The following is a 17,474-nucleotide window of genomic DNA, read 5'->3' as shown; positions in this document are numbered from 1 at the left end:
CGCTCTCGGCGGAAAGCCGGGCGAGGTCCGCGCCGCCGTCACGATCGAGGTCGGCGCGCCCGCGATGACGTGCCGACCCACGCTGTCGCCTCCTATCGTCTCGCGATTTATTGACTTTGTCTAGTAATTTAGTCAACATACGCGCCGTCGTGAAACCACGATTGCCTTCACCTGCCGAGCAAACTGCGGGGCGCGGGGCAAAATGTAATGACGCATCGAGGCGCCGAGCATGTTCAGTCCCTCTCCCTTTTCGGTGGTCGTTACCGATAAGAAAAGGACCGGAATCGAGACCGTTTCCGGAGTGACGCCCGGAGCGACGAGCCGGGCTTCGGCCATGGTGTTCGAGGATCCCGTCTCCTTGCGGCTCAAAGCCGATCTGCATCGGATCGCGCCGAGCGACGCGACCGTTTTGATCATCGGCGAGACCGGCACCGGAAAGGAGCTGGTCGCTCGCTATATTCACGCCAATAGCGCGCGCAAGGACGGTCCCTTCCTCGCGGTCAATTGCGGCGCTTTCAGCGAGACGCTGGTCGAGGCGGAGCTGTTCGGCCATGAGAAGGGCGCGTTCACTGGCGCCGCGAGAAGCGAGAACGGCTGGTTCGAGGCCGCCCATGGCGGGACGCTGCTGCTCGACGAGATCGGCGATCTTCCGCCGCCCATGCAGGTGAAGCTGCTGCGCGTCTTGCAGGAGCGCGAGATCGTGCGCGTCGGATCGCGCAAGGCGCGGCCGATCGATGTGAGGCTGATCGCCGCCACCAATGTGAATCTCGAGGCGGCGGTGGCCGCGAAGAGCTTCCGCAAAGACCTCTTCTATCGACTCGCCATAGCGACCGTGAATATCGCGCCGCTGCGCGCGAGACGCGGCGACATCGAGCCGCTCGCCAATTATTTTCTGCGCCTCTATGGCGCGAAGCTCGGCCGCCCGATGCCCGTGCTCGCGCCCGAAGCCCTCGCGAAGCTGACCGCCTATCATTGGCCCGGCAATATTCGCGAGCTGGAGAATGTGCTGCACAATGCGCTGCTGCTGACGCCGGAGGCGCACATAAGCGATGTGCCGATCGTCGAGGCGTTCGACGCGCCGCATGCGGAAGAGGTCGCCGATTTCGAGACGCGCCTGCGCGGCCTGCTCGAAACCGCGATAGCGCAAGGCGAGAAGAACCTCTTCGACCGCGTGACCCATTCCCTCGTCTCGGTCGCTCTCGATCTTGAGCGCGGCAATCAGGTCCACACCGCGGAGCGGCTCGGCATGAGCCGCAACGAGCTGCGCACCCATCTCGGCCATATGGGCGTCATTGCTCCGCGCAAGAAGAGCCGGCCCGAGAAAGATCGGGAGGAAAAGCGGACGCCGGCGCGAAGCGCCCCCAATGTCGTGCGGCTGGGCTTTCAGAAATTCGGCACGCTCGCGGCCTTGCGGGCGTTGGGGTCGCTCGACGAACGCCTTCGACCATTCGGCTATCACGCCGAATGGCGGGAGTTCAGCGCCGGGCCTGCTGTTCTCGACGCGATCGGTCGCGGCGAGATCGACATCGGCGTAACCGGCGAGGCTGCGACGGTTTTCGCTCTCGCGATGGGCGTTCCGTTCTTCTATGTCGGCTATGAATCTCCCGCCCCGACCGATGTCGCCCTCGTCGTCGCCGATCCGCGCCTCTGCTCGATCGACGATCTGAAAGGCAAGCGCGTCGCCTTCAGCCGATGGTCGAACGCCGATCATTTTCTGACGACCGCGCTCAACATTCGGGGGCTATCGCGCGACGACATCGAGCCCGTCTTTGTCCCTCCGACGCTCGATCTGCTCGAGGATTTGCGCGAGGGCGCCATCGACGCTTGGGCGATCTGGGAGCCTTTGTTGAGCGCCGCGCGCATGGGGAGCAAGACTCATGTGCTCCTCGATGGCTCCGGCTTCGTCGAGAATCATCAATTCTATGTCGCGCGCCGACACTTCGCTTGCGGCCAACCGCAGATCGTCGACGCGATCCTCGCCGAAATCCGCGCGCTCGGCGCGACGCCGCGCGAGCGCGCCGAGGAAGAGCTCGGCGCCGTCGCGCGATGCCTGCATCTCGACCGGCAGGTGGCGCGACATTATCTGCACCGGCTCGATTTCGAGCCCAAGCCGCTCGATTTCCATGTCATCGGCCAGCAGCAGTCGATCGCCGACGGTTATTTCGCCGCGGGCCAATTGCCCGCTCGCGTCTCGATCGAAGGCGCCGTTTGGCGAGGCGCGTGACGGCGCCTCACGCTTTTGGCTCGGAGCGTGATCGATCGAACGATTCCATTCGATCGAAAGGCGCTTTCGCGTCAATATTTGGCGAGGATCGGCTGCGCCGACGCGCCGCCGAAGCGCAGAGTGACGCCGACGCTCGCGAGCCAAGGATCGAGGTTCGACTTCACCCTGACATAGATGTTCTGATTGAGCGCGGAATTATAGATCGTCGCATAGGCGGTCGGCTCCGCCATGATGCGCTTCAGATCGACATTCACGCCGATATTGGGCGTGATCATATAATCGAAGCCGATCTGTCCCGCGACGCCGACCGAGGTTCCGATCTGCAGAGCGCGCACCGAATCATAGCCGGTGAAGCCGAGCGCGGTGCCGAGGGGCGTCCAGCCGTTGCCCGGGCTGTATCCATAGGGAACCGCCCAAGTGACGCCGACGCCGATATAGGGTTGGAAGGCGCCGAATTGGGTGAAGTGATATTGGCCGAGCAGCGACACCGGTAGAAGATTCGTCGCGCCGACCGGAATGCCGGCGAGCGAGCCCGTCGCCGTCAAAGTGTGCCGCGTATAGCCGGCGATCGTCTCGACAGCGAAATGCTCGTCGAAATAATAGCTGAGATCGATCTCGGGAATGATCGACGTGGAGGCATGAACGCCGGCGCCGAAGATCTGGCCGCCGGGAACGCCGGCGGCGATTCCGGTGACAGCCGGCACGGTTCCGAAGCGGTCGAAAACCGAAAAGCCGCCGTCCGGAACGATCGCCGTCGCGCGCAGCCTGATTTGGAAGGGCTGATAATCAACGGACGAGATCGTCGCCGGCTGCGGCTGCGCGCGCGACGGAAGATCGGCGGCGAAGGCGGCGTTCGCGCAGACGAGCGCGCTCGCCGCACCGATGACGCGGTACGGGATATTCATCTTCTTTCCTCGAAATGCTGGGAACAAACGAGACGAGAGGCGACGAGCCTTTCGTTATTCGCCGCCTTCATAGAACAGCTCGAGCGGCAGACCGACCGCCGTCTTGCCGATCCAGTCGCGCGCGATGATGTTCGACGGCCCCATGCCGATGCCGGCGCGGGCGTCGCGGAAATAGCGCTCGAGCGCGCCTTTCTTGTAGCCATAGCCGCCGGTGACGGTGAGCGCGGCCGCGGCGGAGAGATTGGCGGTCTCGGAGGCGTGAACCTTGAATTCGGTGAGCGCGATCAGCAGCTCCGATTGCGGCTTGCCCGAAAACCACAGCGCGTCGAGCCCCGCCGCGAGCTCACGCCGCCAGGGTCCGAGTGATTCGATCAGCACTTTCGGCTTGGCGAGCTCCTGTCGGATCGCCTGATAATCGGCGAGACGCTTGCTCGTGTCCTTGTGGATCGAATTCTTGATATGCCCCACCGCCGTATCGTGAGCGCCGCGGGCGACCCCTTCCCACACCGCGCCGAGGCCGATCAGATAGACCGGCGAGACGCCGTTGTAGATGATCTCCTTGCCTTGATTTTCCTCGCCGAGACGATTGCTCCGCGCGACCTTCACGCCCTCGTAGCGGATCGGACCGGAATGGTTTCCGCGCACGCCGAGCGCGTTCCACGGCCCGGGCGTGATGCCCGGCGATTTGCCGTCCACGATGAAGAAGGAGATGTCCGATTGATCGCGCGCGTCCGGCGTGCGCGTCTGGGTGATGTAGTAATCCGCCTTGCCGGAAGAGGTCGTGAAGGATTTTTCCGCATTGACGATATAATCATCGCCGTCGCGCGACGACTGCGAGAAATTATACCACCAATGACCGCCGGAGGCGCGCTCGCTGGTCGAATAGGTGCCGAGCAGATATTTGCCGTCCTGCGGCTTCAGCCAGCGCAGCTTCTGGTCGTGCGTGCCGTAGAGATTGATCGTCTGCGCGGCGCCGACATGCATCACATAAACGAGGCCCGTCGAGGCGTCTGTCTGTCCGATGCGATAGGCGGCTTCCGCGAAGGCCGTATGATCGAGTCCGAGCCCGCCATAGTCCGGCGAGACCAGCGCGCGGGTCCATCCGGCTTCGGCGAGAGCATGGAGATTCTCGGCGGGAAACAGCGACTGCTCGTCATTGCGCTCCGCATTGGCGGCGATCACTGTCTCGATAACGCGATCGAGCCGTTCGAACGCTTCTGCTCTGTTGACTTCCGACATTTTCGTGCCTCAACTTATTCTGTCATTGTGGATCGAAGCGCAGTTCCGATCGACGAATCTGTTTCGAGACGCTCACGCGGCCCAGCGGGCTTGCTCGGCCTCGAGCGCGCGCACGAGCGGAATGACGCGCTTGCCGAAAAACTCGACCTCCTCCTGAAAATGCAGGAAGCCGAGAAGGATGAGATCCACGCCGACCGCCTTGAGATCCAAGATCCGCCGAGCGACCTCTTCCGGCGAGCCGATGAGATCGGTCTTGAAGCCGTCATTGTATTGAACGAGATCCTCGAAGCTCGACTTCGCCCAATTGCCTTCGCGCTCCGGCGAGGCCGCGCCGGCGTTCTGAACCTCATGGTGGAAAGCGCGAACCGCGTCCGGATCGGCATTTGTCAGAATATCGTTCAACGCGGCGCGCGCTTCCTCGGCCGTGTCCCGCACGATAGCGAAGGCGTTGACTCCGATCTTCACCCGATGACCGCTCTGCGCGGAATTGGCGCGAATGTCGTCGACCTGTTTTTGAATGCCTTCGATCGTGTTGCCATTGGTGAAATACCAGTCGGAAACGCGCGCCGCCATGTCGCGCGCCGCGCGCGAGCTGCCGCCCTGGAATATCTCCGGCGGGCTGACGGGCTTCGGCTTCAGCGTGTAGGCGCGGAAGCGGTAGAAATCGCCCGCGAAGCTGAACTCGTCTTGCGACCACACGCCGCGCAGAACGCGGATGAACTCCTCCGAGCGCCGATAACGCTCGTCGTGATCGAGCCAATGTTCGCCGATCGCCTGGAACTCGCCGCGGAACCATCCCGAGACGATGTTCACCGCGAGCCGCCCGCCGGTATACCAGCTGATCGAGGCGACCTGTTTGGCGACAACCGCCGGATGCCATGGGCCGGGAAGAATCGCCGCGATCACATTGAGCTTCTCGGTCGCCGCGAGCAGCGCATGGGAGAAGCTCACCGACTCGTGCTGATAGTCGGCGCCATAGCCGGCAGTGAAGCGGATCTGCGTCAAGGCGTATTCGAAGCCCGAGGCTTCTGCGATTTGCGCGAGCTTGCGATTATAGTCGATATCCCAGCTCGTGCGCTGCTCGATCTTGCTGATGACGAGCCCGCCCGAGACATTCGGAACCCAATAGGCGAATTTGATCGCCTCCGTTTTTTGATGCGCCGAAGGCGAAGAAGCGCCGCTCATCCTTAGTCTCCCTGTGGCCCGCGCGCGCCGCCGATAGTCATGCGACCGCGCATCGATCGTCTATGAATGAGCAGGGCGCGTGCCACCCAATTTTCGGCCGGCGATTACGGTTTTCCGCATTATCACGGGGGACGGCGATTGCATTCGCAACAGTCTGGGCGCAGCGCTGCTGCACATGCAACAATGCGATTGCGATAGGCCGCGATCTGCCGAGTCCCGATCCGGCGCCTCGATTGCGATGCGATTACTTCCGAGGCACATCGAGAGGATCTTCGAATGACACGATCGAACCGCCCGCGGCATATCGTCGACATGCGCGCGCGACCATCATTCCTTCATTCCTTCTTCGGAGCGGAGCCTGGATCGGCCGACTTCGAAACCGTGTGCTGGATGAACCGCCGCATGGGCTCCGAGGATATCGACCATTTCACGCGAGCGCCCGACCTTCCTTCGTTTCGTCGAGAGCTCGACGCGGCGGAGATCGACATCGCTGTCATGGTGGGACGCAGCACGCCGAGCGTGCGGATTTCAAATGATGTGCTGGCGACGCTGTCTCGCTCGTCGGAAGGGCGCCTGCTCGGCGTCGGCTCGGTCGACCCGCAACTCTTCACCGGCAGAGGCGTGGCCGACGAGGCGGAGCGCTGCCTGAAGGAGCTCAAGCTCGCAGGCGTCAATGTCGATCCCGCTTTTTTGGGGGAGCCGATCTCTCACGACGACGCTACGTTGTTTCCCGTCTACGAAGTCTGCGCGGAGATCGGCGCGCCGGTCTTCATGATGTCTGGCCCGACGACGCCGGACCTACGACTCAACGATCCGCTCGCCGTCGATCGCGTCGCGCGCGCTTTCCCGAGCCTTCCCATCGTCTGCTGCCACGCCTTCTACCCGCGAATCGACGAGATGATCGGCGTCGCCTTTCGTAACGAGAATGTCTTCGTGTCGCCGGACATGTATCTCTTCGCGCCGGGCGGCCAGCGCTATGCGGACGCTGTGAGCGGATGTCTCGCGGATCAAGTCCTGTTCGGCTCGTCCTATCCGTTTCGCCCTCTCGGTCAGGGCGTCGCTGATTTCCTGCGCCTCGACTTGGACGAGGAAGTGATCGAGAAAGTCGCATGGCGCAACGCTGCGCGCCTGCTGCGTCTCGATCTGGCATGAGCTGCTGCGCTTGCCGCAGATCCGGGTCGGAATTGCTTCGAATGCAGCAGCCGAAGGACAAAAAGACCGAGGATTCGAGGGTCGAGAGATTGGCCCGTCTCTTGCGGCCGCCGATTGCAAAAAAAGTCTCGTATGGCCGCGCTCGAATCGGCGAACAGGATCGGATCATGGAAATCTTGTGGTACATTCCGACGCATGGCGACTCGCGCTATCTCGGCGCGGAGGAGGGCGCGCGGACGGCGACATTCGATTATGTTCGGCAGATAGCGGTGGCCGCCGACAGCCTCGGCTACTATGGCGTTCTCATTCCGACCGGACGCTCCTGCGAAGATCCGTGGATCGTCGCCGCGAGCTTGATCGAATCGACGAAGAGCTTGCGCTTTCTCGTAGCCTTACGGCCGGGCCTGGTGCAACCGGCGCTGGCGGCGCGCATGACGGCGAGCCTCGATCGTCTGTCGCGCGGGCGTCTGTTGATCAATCTCGTCGCCGGAGGCGATGCGAGCGAGCTCGCCGGCGACGGCCTCTTTCTCGATCATGCGGCTCGCTACGCCGTCTCGGCGGAGTTCGTGCGCGCATGGGAGGCGCTTCTTCACGCGAGCCACACAGATGAGAGCGTCGATTTTCACGGCGCGCATTTCGATATGGAGAAGGGGAAGCTGCTGTTTCCGCCGGTGCAGAGCCCGAGGCCCCCGCTCTATTTCGGCGGCTCCTCGGAACCCGCGCATGATCTCGCGGCGCGCGCCGTCGACACTTATCTAACTTGGGGGGAGCCGCCCGCTGCGGTCGCCGAGAAGATCGCGGATGTGCGGCGTCGCGCGGCGGCATTTGGACGCGCGCCGCGCTTCGGAGTGCGGCTTCACGTGATTGTGCGCGAGACGGAGGACGAAGCCTGGGCGGCGGCGGACTCCCTCATCAGCCGCCTGGATGATAGGGCGATTGCCGAGGCGCAGCAGACATTCGCGAAAATGGACTCGATCGGTCAGCAGAGAATGCTCGAATTGCGCAAAGGCCGTGGGCGCACGCGCGCGGACCTCGAGATAAGCCCCAATCTGTGGGCCGGCGTTGGACTGACGCGGGGCGGCGCAGGAACGGCGCTCGTCGGCAATCCGGCGCAGGTCGAGGCGCGCCTGCGCGAATATGCGGCGCTCGGCGTCGACAGCTTCATTCTTTCCGGCTATCCGCATTTGGAGGAGGCCTATCGTTTTGCCGAGCTCATGTTTCCGAGGCTCGGAGTCGAGGCGCGCGGGACATTGCCGGGCAAGAAGATCACCGGTCCCTTCGGAAGCGTCGCGGCGAAGCCCGACGCGGCGCCTTCCGCCGCGGCATGAGGAGCGCATCATAAATGTCTGATCGCATCGTCGAGATCCGCGCGACCGCTGTCGCGCTCGAGAGCCTGCTCGCCGCGCTCGCCTCGAACGCCGCACAACGTGACAAGCAGGGCGGCACGGCCAAGCACGAGCGCGATCTCATTCGCGACAGCGGCCTGCTGACCCTCTCCATCCCTCACGAATTCGGCGGCGACGGCGCGGATTGGGTCGAGATATTCGCCATTATTCGGCGAATGGCGGCGGTCGATAGCTCGCTCGCCCATGTTTTCGCGTTTCATCATCTGATGATCGCCACGCTCCAATTCTTCGGGACGGCCGAGCAGACGCGGCGCGCCATGGAGAAGACGGTTCGCGAGAATTGCTTTTGGGGCAATGCGGTCAATCCGAAAGATTCTCGTTTGCGGCTGCGGCGGCATGGCGAATCCTATCGGCTCGACGGCGCGAAGAGCTTTTGTTCCGGCGCGAGCGATTCTGACATGCTCGTCGTCTCGGCGCTCGACGATCTGGAAAAATTGAAGATCGCCGTCATTCCGACCCGGCGCGGCGGAATTCGGATTCACGATGATTGGGACAATATGGGGCAGCGCCAGACCGACAGCGGCTCCGTGTCCTTCGACGCGGTCGAGGTGCGTGAGGACGAACTGCTCGTCTCGCCCGGGCCGCTCGGCTCGCCTTTCGCGGCCTTGCGGCCATGTCTCGCGCAGCTCATTCTCGTCGCCATTTATGTCGGATTGGCGCGTGGCGCGCTCGATTCGGCCATCGCCTATGTGCGGGAGTTGCCGAGCGATGGTGCGGCACGCATCGGCGGCGATCCGTTCACTCTCCATACGGCAGGCGAGCTCTGGGCGCAGGTCTGCGGGGCGGAGGCGCTGGTCGATCGCGCCGTGCAGGCTTTTCAACGCGGCTGGACGCGCGGCGATGCGATCACGCCGCAAGAACGCGGCGCCGTTGCGATCGATGTGGCGACCGCCAAGGTCGCGAGCGCCCGCGCGGCGCTCGACGTCGGCGGCCGCATGTTCGACATCATGGGCGCGCGCGCGACGACTGCCCGCGCCGGGCTCGACCGCTTCTGGCGTAATGCGCGCACGCATACGCTTCACGATCCGCTCGATCACAAGCTGAAGGAGCTCGGCGATTTCGCGCTGAACGGCGCCTATCCGACGCCTTCCTTCTATTCATGAACGGCGCGCAGCGCCACAGCCGACGTTCACAGTCCTCAGACAGGAGACGATATGACCGCGATAAAGCTCGTCGCCGTATCCGGCGGCCTCGGACACCCGTCACGCGCAGCCGCTCTCGCGCAAGCGATCACGGCGGAAATCGCCGCATCGACAACGATCGAAGCCTATGCGATCTCGGTCGCCGATCTCGTCGCCGATCTCGCCGGAGTCGTTTCGGCAAAGGACGCTCCCCCGTCGGTGAGCGAAGCCGTGAAACAAATCGAGTCCGCGGATGCGCTGGTCGTGACGACTCCGGTCTATCGCGGCTCCTACACCGGCCTCTTCAAGCATCTTTTCGATCTCGTCCATCACGAGGCGCTGATCGGCACGCCCGTTCTGCTCGCCGCGACGGGCGGCAGCGATCGACATTCATTGGTGATCGATCACCAATTGCGGCCCTTGTTCGCTTTTTTCCAGTCGCTGACATTACCGCTCGGCGTCTACGCCAATGACAGCGATTTCTCGAATTATGAGGTGAGCAGCGACGCTCTGAAGGAACGCATCAGGCTCGCCGTCACACGAGGAATAGAGCATTTGAAGCACTGACGGTAGCTGCGCTTCACTTCACTGGAAGCCTGATCCCTATCGGCGGAGTGATTCTGGAGCCGTCGTGATGAGCCTCGCCTTCGCCGTTTTCAAAGAGAAGTCGCGTCTGGAGGCCTTCTCGACCATTTCTCGATCATCGACGACCCGCGCGAGGCCTGGCGCGGCGCGCATCCGCTTCGCGAGGTTCCCCGAACAGTCGATGAAGCGATTTCGGACGATGAAGGACATGCGGCTCTTCAAGTGACGGGCGCAGGGGAGGGGGCGTCGACAGGGGCGCAATCGCCTGTCGATGGGCGCCTAGAAGTTCGCAGTCAGGAGAGGCGCGGCGTGTTTCGGCGCGGCCGGACGAGCAGGAGGAAAAAGCCAGCGGTGCGCGATGGGCATGAAAAGCGAAGGCTTTGCATAGGCGTCACGCAGTTTGCCGATCGAGATGCGACCGCATCACCAGTTCCGAATAGGCTCGTCCTTGCGCCATGAGTTCATCGTGCGCGCCACGCTCGATGATCCGGCCCTTTTGCAAGACGATGATTTGATCGGCCTGCCGCACCGTCGAAAGGCGGTGGGCGATCGTGATGGTCGTGCGTCCCTGCGATAGCGCGGCCAGCGCAGACGCCATGGCGTGTTCGGTTTTGGCGTCGAGGGCGCTGGTCGCTTCGTCGAGCAGCAGGATCGGCGGATCGCGAAGAATGACGCGCGCGAGCGCCAGCCTTTGCTTCTCGCCGCCCGAAAAGCGATAGCCTCTCTCCCCGACCAGCGTCTCGTAGCGGTCGGGCAAGGCCATGATCGTCTCGTGAATCTGGGCGATGCGTGCGGCCCTCGCGAGCTGATCGTCGGACGCCTCTGGACAGCCGAAGCGCAGATTCTCTGCGACGGTCGCATGGAGCAGATAAGGCTCCTGCGTCACGACGCCGAGCATGTCGGCGAGCGTCTCGAAGCGAAGCGCGCGAATATCGACGCCGTCGAAGGAGATGACGCCCGTGCCCGCGTCATAGAGTCGGGCGAGGAGGTAGCCGAGGGTCGTCTTGCCCGAGCCGGTCTCGCCGACGATGGCCACATGGTTGCCGGCCGGAATGTCGATGGAGATGTCGCGCAGTGCGGGAGTCGCGGCGCCAGGATAGGAAAAGGAAACGTTCTCCACCCGGACCGCTCCGCGCATGTCCGCCCGGTCGAGCGCGACCGTGTCGGCGCGTTGCGCAATCTCGACCGGCTTGTCGAGATAAGCGAAGATCCGCGTGAAGAGCGCGCGGGTCGTCCGCATCTCCCGCGCGATTTCCAAAAGCTGCTCGAGCGGCCACAACAATTGCTCCTGCAGCGCGATCATTGCGACGAGCGTGCCGATTGTGATCGGCGTGTCGACTCGCATCAGCAGTCCGCCGACCAGCAGCGTCAGCGCGGGAAGCACGGAGAGCGCGAGGTTGATGAGCGCCCATTGCCATTCGCCCGCCGTATGCGCGCGAGCTTCGAGCTTCGCCACCTCTCCGGAGAGGCGCGAGAAGCGATGCGACAAATGCTCGCCGCGGTTCATCGTTCTGGCGAGGATCACGCCGGAGATCGAAAGCGTCTCCTGTATTGCCGACGACATGTCGGCGATGCGCTCTTGCTGCTCGAAAAGCAGCTTTTCGCGCATTCGCGCGACCCGATTGCTGATCGCCACCGTTCCGGGAACGATCAGAAAGACGAAGAGAGCCAACCGCCATTCGAGCAGCAGGATCGCCGCGGCGGTCATGACCACTGTGGCCGTAGACCGCGCTAGATCGTTCGCGCTGGTGGTCACGAGCGATTGCAGCCCGGAAATATCGCTGGCGATGCGCGACTGAATCTCTCCTGCTCGCGTCGCCGTGAAGAAGCCGAGAGACAAGGATTGAAGGTGCGAATAGACCCTCACTCGCAGATCATGCATGATCGCTTGCCCGATCCCGACCGATAATATCACCTGCGCTGTGCTGAGGCTGGTCGACAGGACAGCGACGAACAGCAGGCCGATCACCAGCGCGACGAGCTGATGCAGATCGGAACGGGGCAGAGCCTCGTCGATGATTGCGCGCAAGAGAAAAGGCGACGACATGCCCGCGCCCGCGCCGAGGAGCATCAGGGAGGCGACAATTGCGATCTTGGCGCGGTAAGGCCTGAACAGCTCGAGAACGCGGCGCAGAGACACATGCGTTGCAGCGACTTTCTCGTAATCGCTATTGGGCCGGTCCATTGCAGGTGTGGCGGTCATTCGATTGTCCATGTTCGTTCGATCAGCGTCATGGCGGCGCCGTTATTCGGCCGGCGCGTCGCCGCCGATGCGATCGCGCGCTCGGGCGAGCGGCAGAACGATCTCGAAGATCGCGCCGCCGGCGGTGGCGGAGGCTCTGTATTGCGCGCGGCCGTGATGCGCCTCCGCTATGGCGCGCACCACGGAGAGGCCGAGGCCCGCGCCGCCATGTCGACGCGAGCGTGAGGCTTCCGCCCGGCTGAATGTGTCGAACGCATGGGGCGCGAAGTCGGGCGCGAGGCCCGGCCCCTGATCCTCGACGGCAATCACGAGTTCGTCCTCCTCCGCTCGCGTCGAAACGCGCAAGAGCCCCGGCGTCGCATAGCGCTTTGCATTCTCGAGAAGCGCGAGCAGCGCCTGCCGCAATCGGACCCCGTCGCAGCTCAGAATGACGTGGCGGGCGTCGAGCTCGATCGTGAAGCCGGCCTCTATGAGAGCGGGTCGCATGGCGTCGACGGCCTGTCGAATGTCCTGCTCGAGATCGGTCGGCTCGAAACGCATCTCCAGCCGGCGGCTCTCCGACAGAGTGACGATGCGCAAATCGTCGACGAGACGCGACAATCCTTCCACCTGCGACAGGAGATTGCGGAACAATTCGTCGCTCGGCTCGAACACCCCGTCGGCGAGGCCGTGCAGCCGCCCCCGCAGGATCGTCAATGGCGTGCGGAGCTCATGCGCGATCGCCGCGTTCCAGGAGGCCATCGCCGTGACGCTGTCCTCGAGGCGTTGCGCCATCGCATTGAAGTCGTCCACCAGTCGAGCTGTTTCGCCGAGCGATCTGTCGCCGGGCGAGGCCCGCGCCGTCAGATCGCCGGCGGCGATGCTGCGCGCGCCTTCGGCGAGCGAATTGAGAGGCACGAGAATCCGTTTCGTCAGGCGGAGCGCTGCGAAGATCGCGACGATGAGAGCAAAGAGCAGCAGGACCGCGATCAGCACGAAGTCCGGCGCCTCGGGAAGCAGCGGCGGCGGCCCGGGCGGCGGCGGGTAGTAGGTCAGATAGATGCCGTAGAAGGTGAAGGAGCCGACGAAGACGATCATCACGGCGACGGCGACGACAGCGCTCATCGACAGCGTGATCTGTCGGCTCAAACGATGGCGGCTCACGGCGCCGCCATCCGATAGCCGACGCTGCGCACGACATTCATCAAGCCGGTCGCGCCGGCCTCGTCGAGCTTGCGGCGCAGATTGCTCATATGACTGTCGACGGTCCGCTCGAGCGCGTCGCCGCCGGGCAGACAGGCGTCGACCAGCTCGCCTCGACTGAACGCGCGCGAGGGCGATTTCGCCATATGGGCGAGGAGGCGGAATTCTGTCAGGGTCAGGGGCAGCGTCGCCGTGGCGTCGCCGTCTCGCACCTTGGCGAGAAAGCTCTCGAGGTCGATCTCGAGCTTGCCGATGCGCAAGACCGAGCTGTCGGCGCGGGAATTGGTTCGCCGCAGAACCGCTTTCACGCGCGCGACGATTTCGGCCGGATTGAACGGCTTCACCACATAATCGTCGGCGCCGAGACGCAATCCCTGAAGACGCTCTATGTCCTCGTCGAGCGCCGTGATCATGATGACCGGCGTGTCGCCGCGGCGCCGCAGCTCGGCCAGAGTCTCCCAGCCGTCGACATTCGGCATGTTCACATCCAGCAAGACGATGTCCGGCTTCAGAATCGCATGTTGATCGAGCGCGATCCGGCCATCCGCCGCGCTCACGGTTCGCAACCCTTCCCGCGCCAGATAGGCTTCCAGAATCGCGGCGATTTCGGGTTCGTCGTCGGCGATGAGAACGAGTTCGTTCATGGTCGAGTTCTCGGCTGCTCGCTGGCTGGCCTGATATTGCTTCCCGCACATCGGACAATGTCGTCTTGCGGAATGACTTTGGTCACGCGTCGAAATTATGGCTGAATTTTCGGCCGTTCGAGTCTCTCCTAAATTTCCTGCAAAGAAATGGGTCTGCAGTAGGTCGATGACTCGAAAGGTTCGTGTGCCGGCATCGACGAGCCTCCGAACATTCCGAGATCCAGGCAGGGCTTCTCCATGCAAAATCGTCCTACCAATTCGTCGATATGCGCCCGTTGCCTTTCACGTCGCTCGTTCTGCGATTTCGTCGACATTAAGGGTAAGACGAAACCCTCGCGTGCGCGTAATCCTCCGCGTTCGAGCCAAAAGGCGTCGTAATCGGCGCGCATTCGCCGGCGCTGCCAACAGGCGTCGGCATTGATCGAATGCGTGTCATTGGATACGGCGAGGATCCGCTGGGCGCCCAACGCTCGGGCCAAGGTCGTCGCCGCCAGAAAGACCGCCATTTTGGGACGCAACCCCCAGAGAGCCCGCGTTGCTTTCACGATCCGCGCCTTGGCGTCCGGCCCGCAATGCGACGAAGGCCCTTGCAGTCCCCCGATCAGAACGGAGGGCGTCCCGTCGTCTTCGTTTCCGAGCACAAAGGTCAGCGTCGCAAGTTTGAGACCGTCCGCTGTGTCGCTCAATACGAAACTCAACTCCCCCTCTTTGTAGCAATATTCCGGGCTGCGTAGCGCTAGCCGATAAACTTCACCGTTCTTGCCGCATAGGAGGCCGAGCTCTGCCTCGCACATTCCCCAAGAAACGGCAATCAAAGATGGAATGGTGTTGCAAATATGACTATAGTGATGTTTCAAAATTGACACCCGCTCGGAGCAAGAGAGGCCAAACATAGCGTAATTGAAAAGCGGCTTTCTGATACATTGTGACGGAGCCGCTCCAAATGGATGCTTGTCTTTAAACTCGTCGAGAAAATTCAGCCAGGCGGCCGAGGCGCGAATATCCTGCAGTGATGATAGGCAGAATATTCCCGCTTGGAGTGTCGATTCGTTTGCTGCGATCACGCAGACGTGTCGCCATATCGTCCGCATTGCTTCTTGCACCACGCCTCCGGACAAACGACCGTTTCGATATGGCTTCACGGGCTTCGTCAGCAGTTCGAGCCGACGACGTGTCGATGAAGATCAACCTCAATTGTCAGTAACGAAACACACACATTACAGCAATCATTTGTCCGGCTAAGCCGGTGGTCTCCATCAATTCTCCATCAAACCTGCACGATCCGCGAACAGCCGCGGCGTAGGTCATGATCGAAGACAAAAAAGCCGCCCCGGCGCCGCCCAGGGCGATCCAGCAACGACCTCGAAAGCGCGCTCATGGATATTCGCTCGGCGATCGCCATCTTCACCGCCGCCGCCACGCTCGCCGGATGCGACTTCATGTCGAGCGACCGAAGCAAGGCGTCGCCCGTTCGGCCGGAGGTGGGCGTCGTCACCTTGCATCCTCGAAATGTCGCCATCGCCTCCGAGTTGCCCGGCCGCATCGTCGCTTCGCTGGTGGCGGAAGTGCGGCCGCAGGTCGCGGGGATCATTCAGAAACGGCTGTTCCAGGAAGGCGGTGAGGTCGCTGAGGGCGCGCCGCTCTATCAGATCGATCCCGCCCCCTCTCGAGCCGCGTACGACAGCGCCGTCGCCGCCTTGCAGAAGGCCGAGGCCGCCGTGCCCAGCGCTCGAGCCAAGGTCGAGCGCTACCAGGGGCTGATCAAAAAGAACGCCGTCAGCACGCAGGATCTCGAGGAGGCTGTCGCCACTCTGGCCCAGGCGCACGCCGAGGTGGCGACGGCTCAGGCGAATGTCGCTAGCGCGAAGATCAATCTCGACTATACGACGATCAAGGCGCCGATCGGCGGCCGCGCCGATAAATCCTCGCTGACGCAAGGCGCGCTGGTGACGGCCGGTCAGGCCGACACGCTCACCACCATCCGCACGCTCGATCCGATCTATGTCGACCTCACCCGATCGAGCGCCGCCTTGCTCGATCTGAGACGAGCCATCGACGAGGGCCGCATCCGATTGTCGGAGCGCAAAGTCGATGTGAAGCTGAAGCTCGAAAATGGCTGGGTCTATCCGCTGACCGGACGGCTCGAATTCACCGAGGCCAAAGTGAGCCAGACGACCGGGACCGCGACAGTGCGGGCTGTCTTCCCCAATCCGTCGCGGCTGCTTCTGCCGGGAATGTACGCCCGGGCGATCGTCGAGGAAGGCGTCGCGCCCGGCGGGTTCCTCGTCCCTCAGCGCGCGGTCGCTCGCAATGTCAGGGGGCAGGCGACGGCGCTGGCGCTCGGCAAGGACGACAAGATCGAGGAACGCGTGCTCACGATCGGCAAGGCCATCGGCAATAATTGGCTGGTCACGGCGGGAGTCGGCGATGGCGACCGCGTGGTCGTCGAAGGCTTGCAGCTCGTGCGCGCCGGGCAACTGGCGAGAGGTGTCGAGGTCGTGATCGACGACGCCACCGGCGAGATGCGCGAGCGCGAACCGACGACGACGAAAATCCAGGCGAAAGGCTGACGCGCGTGATCTCCGCATTTTTTATCGTCCGTCCGATCTTCGCCTGCGTGATCGCGATCGTCGTCATGCTCGGCGGCCTGCTGGCGCTCATCGGCCTGCCGGTCTCGCAATATCCGGAGATCGCGCCGCCGACGATCCAGATCACCGCCACCTATCCCGGGGCCGATGCGCGAACGGTTGAGAATTCGGTCACCAAGATCATCGAGCAGGGGATGACCGGCCTCGACCATCTCGACTATATGACCTCGACCTCGACCTCGACCGGCCAGGCCGACATCACGCTCACCTTTACCAACGCCGCCAATTCGGATGTGGCGCAGATGCAGGTGCAGAACAAGCTGCAGCTCGTCACCGCATTGCTGCCGACCATGGTCCAGTCCAATGGCCTCACCGTCACCAAATCGTCGAGCGCCTTTCTGATGGTCGTCGGCTTCGTCTCGACGGACGGCAGGATGACCGACACGGACTTGTCCGATTACGTCAAGAGCGCGCTCAATGACACGCTGAAACGGGTCGATGGAGTCGGCAATACGCAGCTCTTCGGTTCCGGCTATGCGATGCGCATTTGGCTCGATCCGGACAGGCTCGCCCAATATGCATTGATTCCGAACGATGTCGCGAGCGCGATTCAGGCGCAGAATGCGCAAGTGTCGGCAGGACAGATCGGCGGTCTGCCGGCGCGCAGAGGGCAGCAGCTCAACGCCACCGTCACGGCGCAGAGCCGCCTGCAGACGCCGGAACAGTTCCGCGACGTCATCGTGAAAAGCGCGGCCGATGGATCGCTGGTTCGCATCGGCGATGTCGCGACCGTCGAGCTCGGCGCCGAGGATTATGTCAGCGCCTCGACCTACAATGGCGCGCCGGCGACCGGCCTCGCCATTAATCTGGCGACGGGCGCGAATGCGGTCCGTACGGCGGCGTTGGTGAAGGCGGCGATCGATCGGCTCGCGCCGGCTTTCCCCGAAGGCGTGAAAGTCGTCTATCCCTACGACACGACGCCTTTCTGTCGATTTCCGTCGAGATTTGACCCAGGATTTCCATTGAGAAGTGACCCGGGT

At 63.1% G+C, this 17,474-nt stretch carries 14 protein-coding genes; 7 read left to right on the top strand and 7 right to left on the bottom strand.

All coding sequences use genetic code 11. The features are described from left to right. Nucleotides 1-229 precede the first annotated feature (229 nt). Nucleotides 230-2,224, top strand: a complete 1,995-nt coding sequence (locus KP010_RS00070) for a sigma 54-interacting transcriptional regulator (protein ID WP_142862531.1) — start codon at nucleotides 230-232, stop codon at nucleotides 2,222-2,224. 71 nt (nucleotides 2,225-2,295) lie between these two features. Here KP010_RS00070 and KP010_RS00065 read toward each other — a convergent pair whose 3' ends face one another. The 3 genes from KP010_RS00065 to sfnG all read right to left on the bottom strand — a co-directional run bounded on the left by KP010_RS00065 (nucleotide 2,296) and on the right by sfnG (nucleotide 5,553). Next, complete coding sequence (locus tag KP010_RS00065; RefSeq protein ID WP_142862532.1) at nucleotides 2,296-3,129, bottom strand: OmpW family protein; 834 nt, start codon at nucleotides 3,127-3,129, stop codon at nucleotides 2,296-2,298. Between the two features lie 54 nt (nucleotides 3,130-3,183). Continuing rightward, the gene (locus KP010_RS00060; protein WP_142862533.1) at nucleotides 3,184-4,368 is read right to left on the bottom strand and encodes an acyl-CoA dehydrogenase family protein; all 1,185 of its coding nucleotides are present in this window, start codon (nucleotides 4,366-4,368) and stop codon (nucleotides 3,184-3,186) included. Between the two features lie 72 nt (nucleotides 4,369-4,440). Beyond that, nucleotides 4,441-5,553: a dimethylsulfone monooxygenase SfnG gene (sfnG, locus tag KP010_RS00055; RefSeq protein ID WP_142862534.1), complete on the bottom strand. Its 1,113-nt coding sequence runs from the start codon at nucleotides 5,551-5,553 to the stop codon at nucleotides 4,441-4,443. 276 nt (nucleotides 5,554-5,829) lie between these two features. Here sfnG and KP010_RS00050 point away from each other — a divergent pair, with 276 nt between their 5' ends. From KP010_RS00050 to msuE, 4 genes are all read left to right on the top strand, one after another. Beyond that, complete coding sequence (locus KP010_RS00050) at nucleotides 5,830-6,705, top strand: amidohydrolase family protein (protein ID WP_142862535.1); 876 nt, start codon at nucleotides 5,830-5,832, stop codon at nucleotides 6,703-6,705. 167 nt (nucleotides 6,706-6,872) lie between these two features. Next, nucleotides 6,873-8,033, top strand: a complete 1,161-nt coding sequence (gene ssuD, locus KP010_RS00045) for an FMNH2-dependent alkanesulfonate monooxygenase (RefSeq protein ID WP_142862536.1) — start codon at nucleotides 6,873-6,875, stop codon at nucleotides 8,031-8,033. 14 nt (nucleotides 8,034-8,047) lie between these two features. Then, a complete protein-coding gene (locus KP010_RS00040) occupies nucleotides 8,048-9,214 on the top strand; it encodes an acyl-CoA dehydrogenase family protein (protein WP_142862537.1) in 1,167 nt (388 codons plus the stop codon). Nucleotides 9,215-9,265: 51 nt separating this feature from the next. Further along, the gene (msuE, locus tag KP010_RS00035) at nucleotides 9,266-9,799 is read left to right on the top strand and encodes an FMN reductase (protein ID WP_142862538.1); all 534 of its coding nucleotides are present in this window, start codon (nucleotides 9,266-9,268) and stop codon (nucleotides 9,797-9,799) included. Between the two features lie 409 nt (nucleotides 9,800-10,208). Here msuE and KP010_RS00030 read toward each other — a convergent pair whose 3' ends face one another. The 4 genes from KP010_RS00030 to KP010_RS00015 all read right to left on the bottom strand — a co-directional run bounded on the left by KP010_RS00030 (nucleotide 10,209) and on the right by KP010_RS00015 (nucleotide 14,910). Continuing rightward, a complete protein-coding gene (locus KP010_RS00030; RefSeq protein WP_253203512.1) occupies nucleotides 10,209-12,020 on the bottom strand; it encodes an ABC transporter ATP-binding protein in 1,812 nt (603 codons plus the stop codon). A gap of 42 nt (nucleotides 12,021-12,062) precedes the next feature. After that, nucleotides 12,063-13,163 carry an ATP-binding protein gene (locus tag KP010_RS00025; protein ID WP_216280272.1) on the bottom strand — a complete coding sequence of 367 codons (1,101 nt, stop codon included), beginning with the start codon at nucleotides 13,161-13,163 and terminating at the stop codon, nucleotides 12,063-12,065. Then, nucleotides 13,160-13,846, bottom strand: coding sequence for a response regulator (locus KP010_RS00020; RefSeq protein WP_216280271.1), 687 nt, complete (start codon nucleotides 13,844-13,846; stop codon nucleotides 13,160-13,162). The genes KP010_RS00025 and KP010_RS00020 overlap by 4 nt, the downstream gene beginning before the upstream one ends. A gap of 128 nt (nucleotides 13,847-13,974) precedes the next feature. Next, nucleotides 13,975-14,910, bottom strand: coding sequence for a DUF535 family protein (locus tag KP010_RS00015; protein WP_216280270.1), 936 nt, complete (start codon nucleotides 14,908-14,910; stop codon nucleotides 13,975-13,977). Between the two features lie 312 nt (nucleotides 14,911-15,222). On the opposite strand from KP010_RS00015, the gene KP010_RS00010 reads away from it, so the two are divergent. Then, nucleotides 15,223-16,416, top strand: coding sequence for an efflux RND transporter periplasmic adaptor subunit (locus KP010_RS00010; protein ID WP_216280269.1), 1,194 nt, complete (start codon nucleotides 15,223-15,225; stop codon nucleotides 16,414-16,416). Between the two features lie 8 nt (nucleotides 16,417-16,424). Then, the coding region (locus KP010_RS00005; RefSeq protein WP_216281432.1) for an efflux RND transporter permease subunit at nucleotides 16,425-17,474 on the top strand (1,050 nt) is incomplete at its 3' end.

This window comes from Methylosinus sp. KRF6 (genome assembly GCF_018887255.1).
GTDB lineage: Bacteria > Pseudomonadota > Alphaproteobacteria > Rhizobiales > Beijerinckiaceae > Methylosinus > Methylosinus sporium.
Note: the sequence above shows the minus strand (reverse complement) of the source record. Positions and strands in the feature narration are given on the sequence as shown.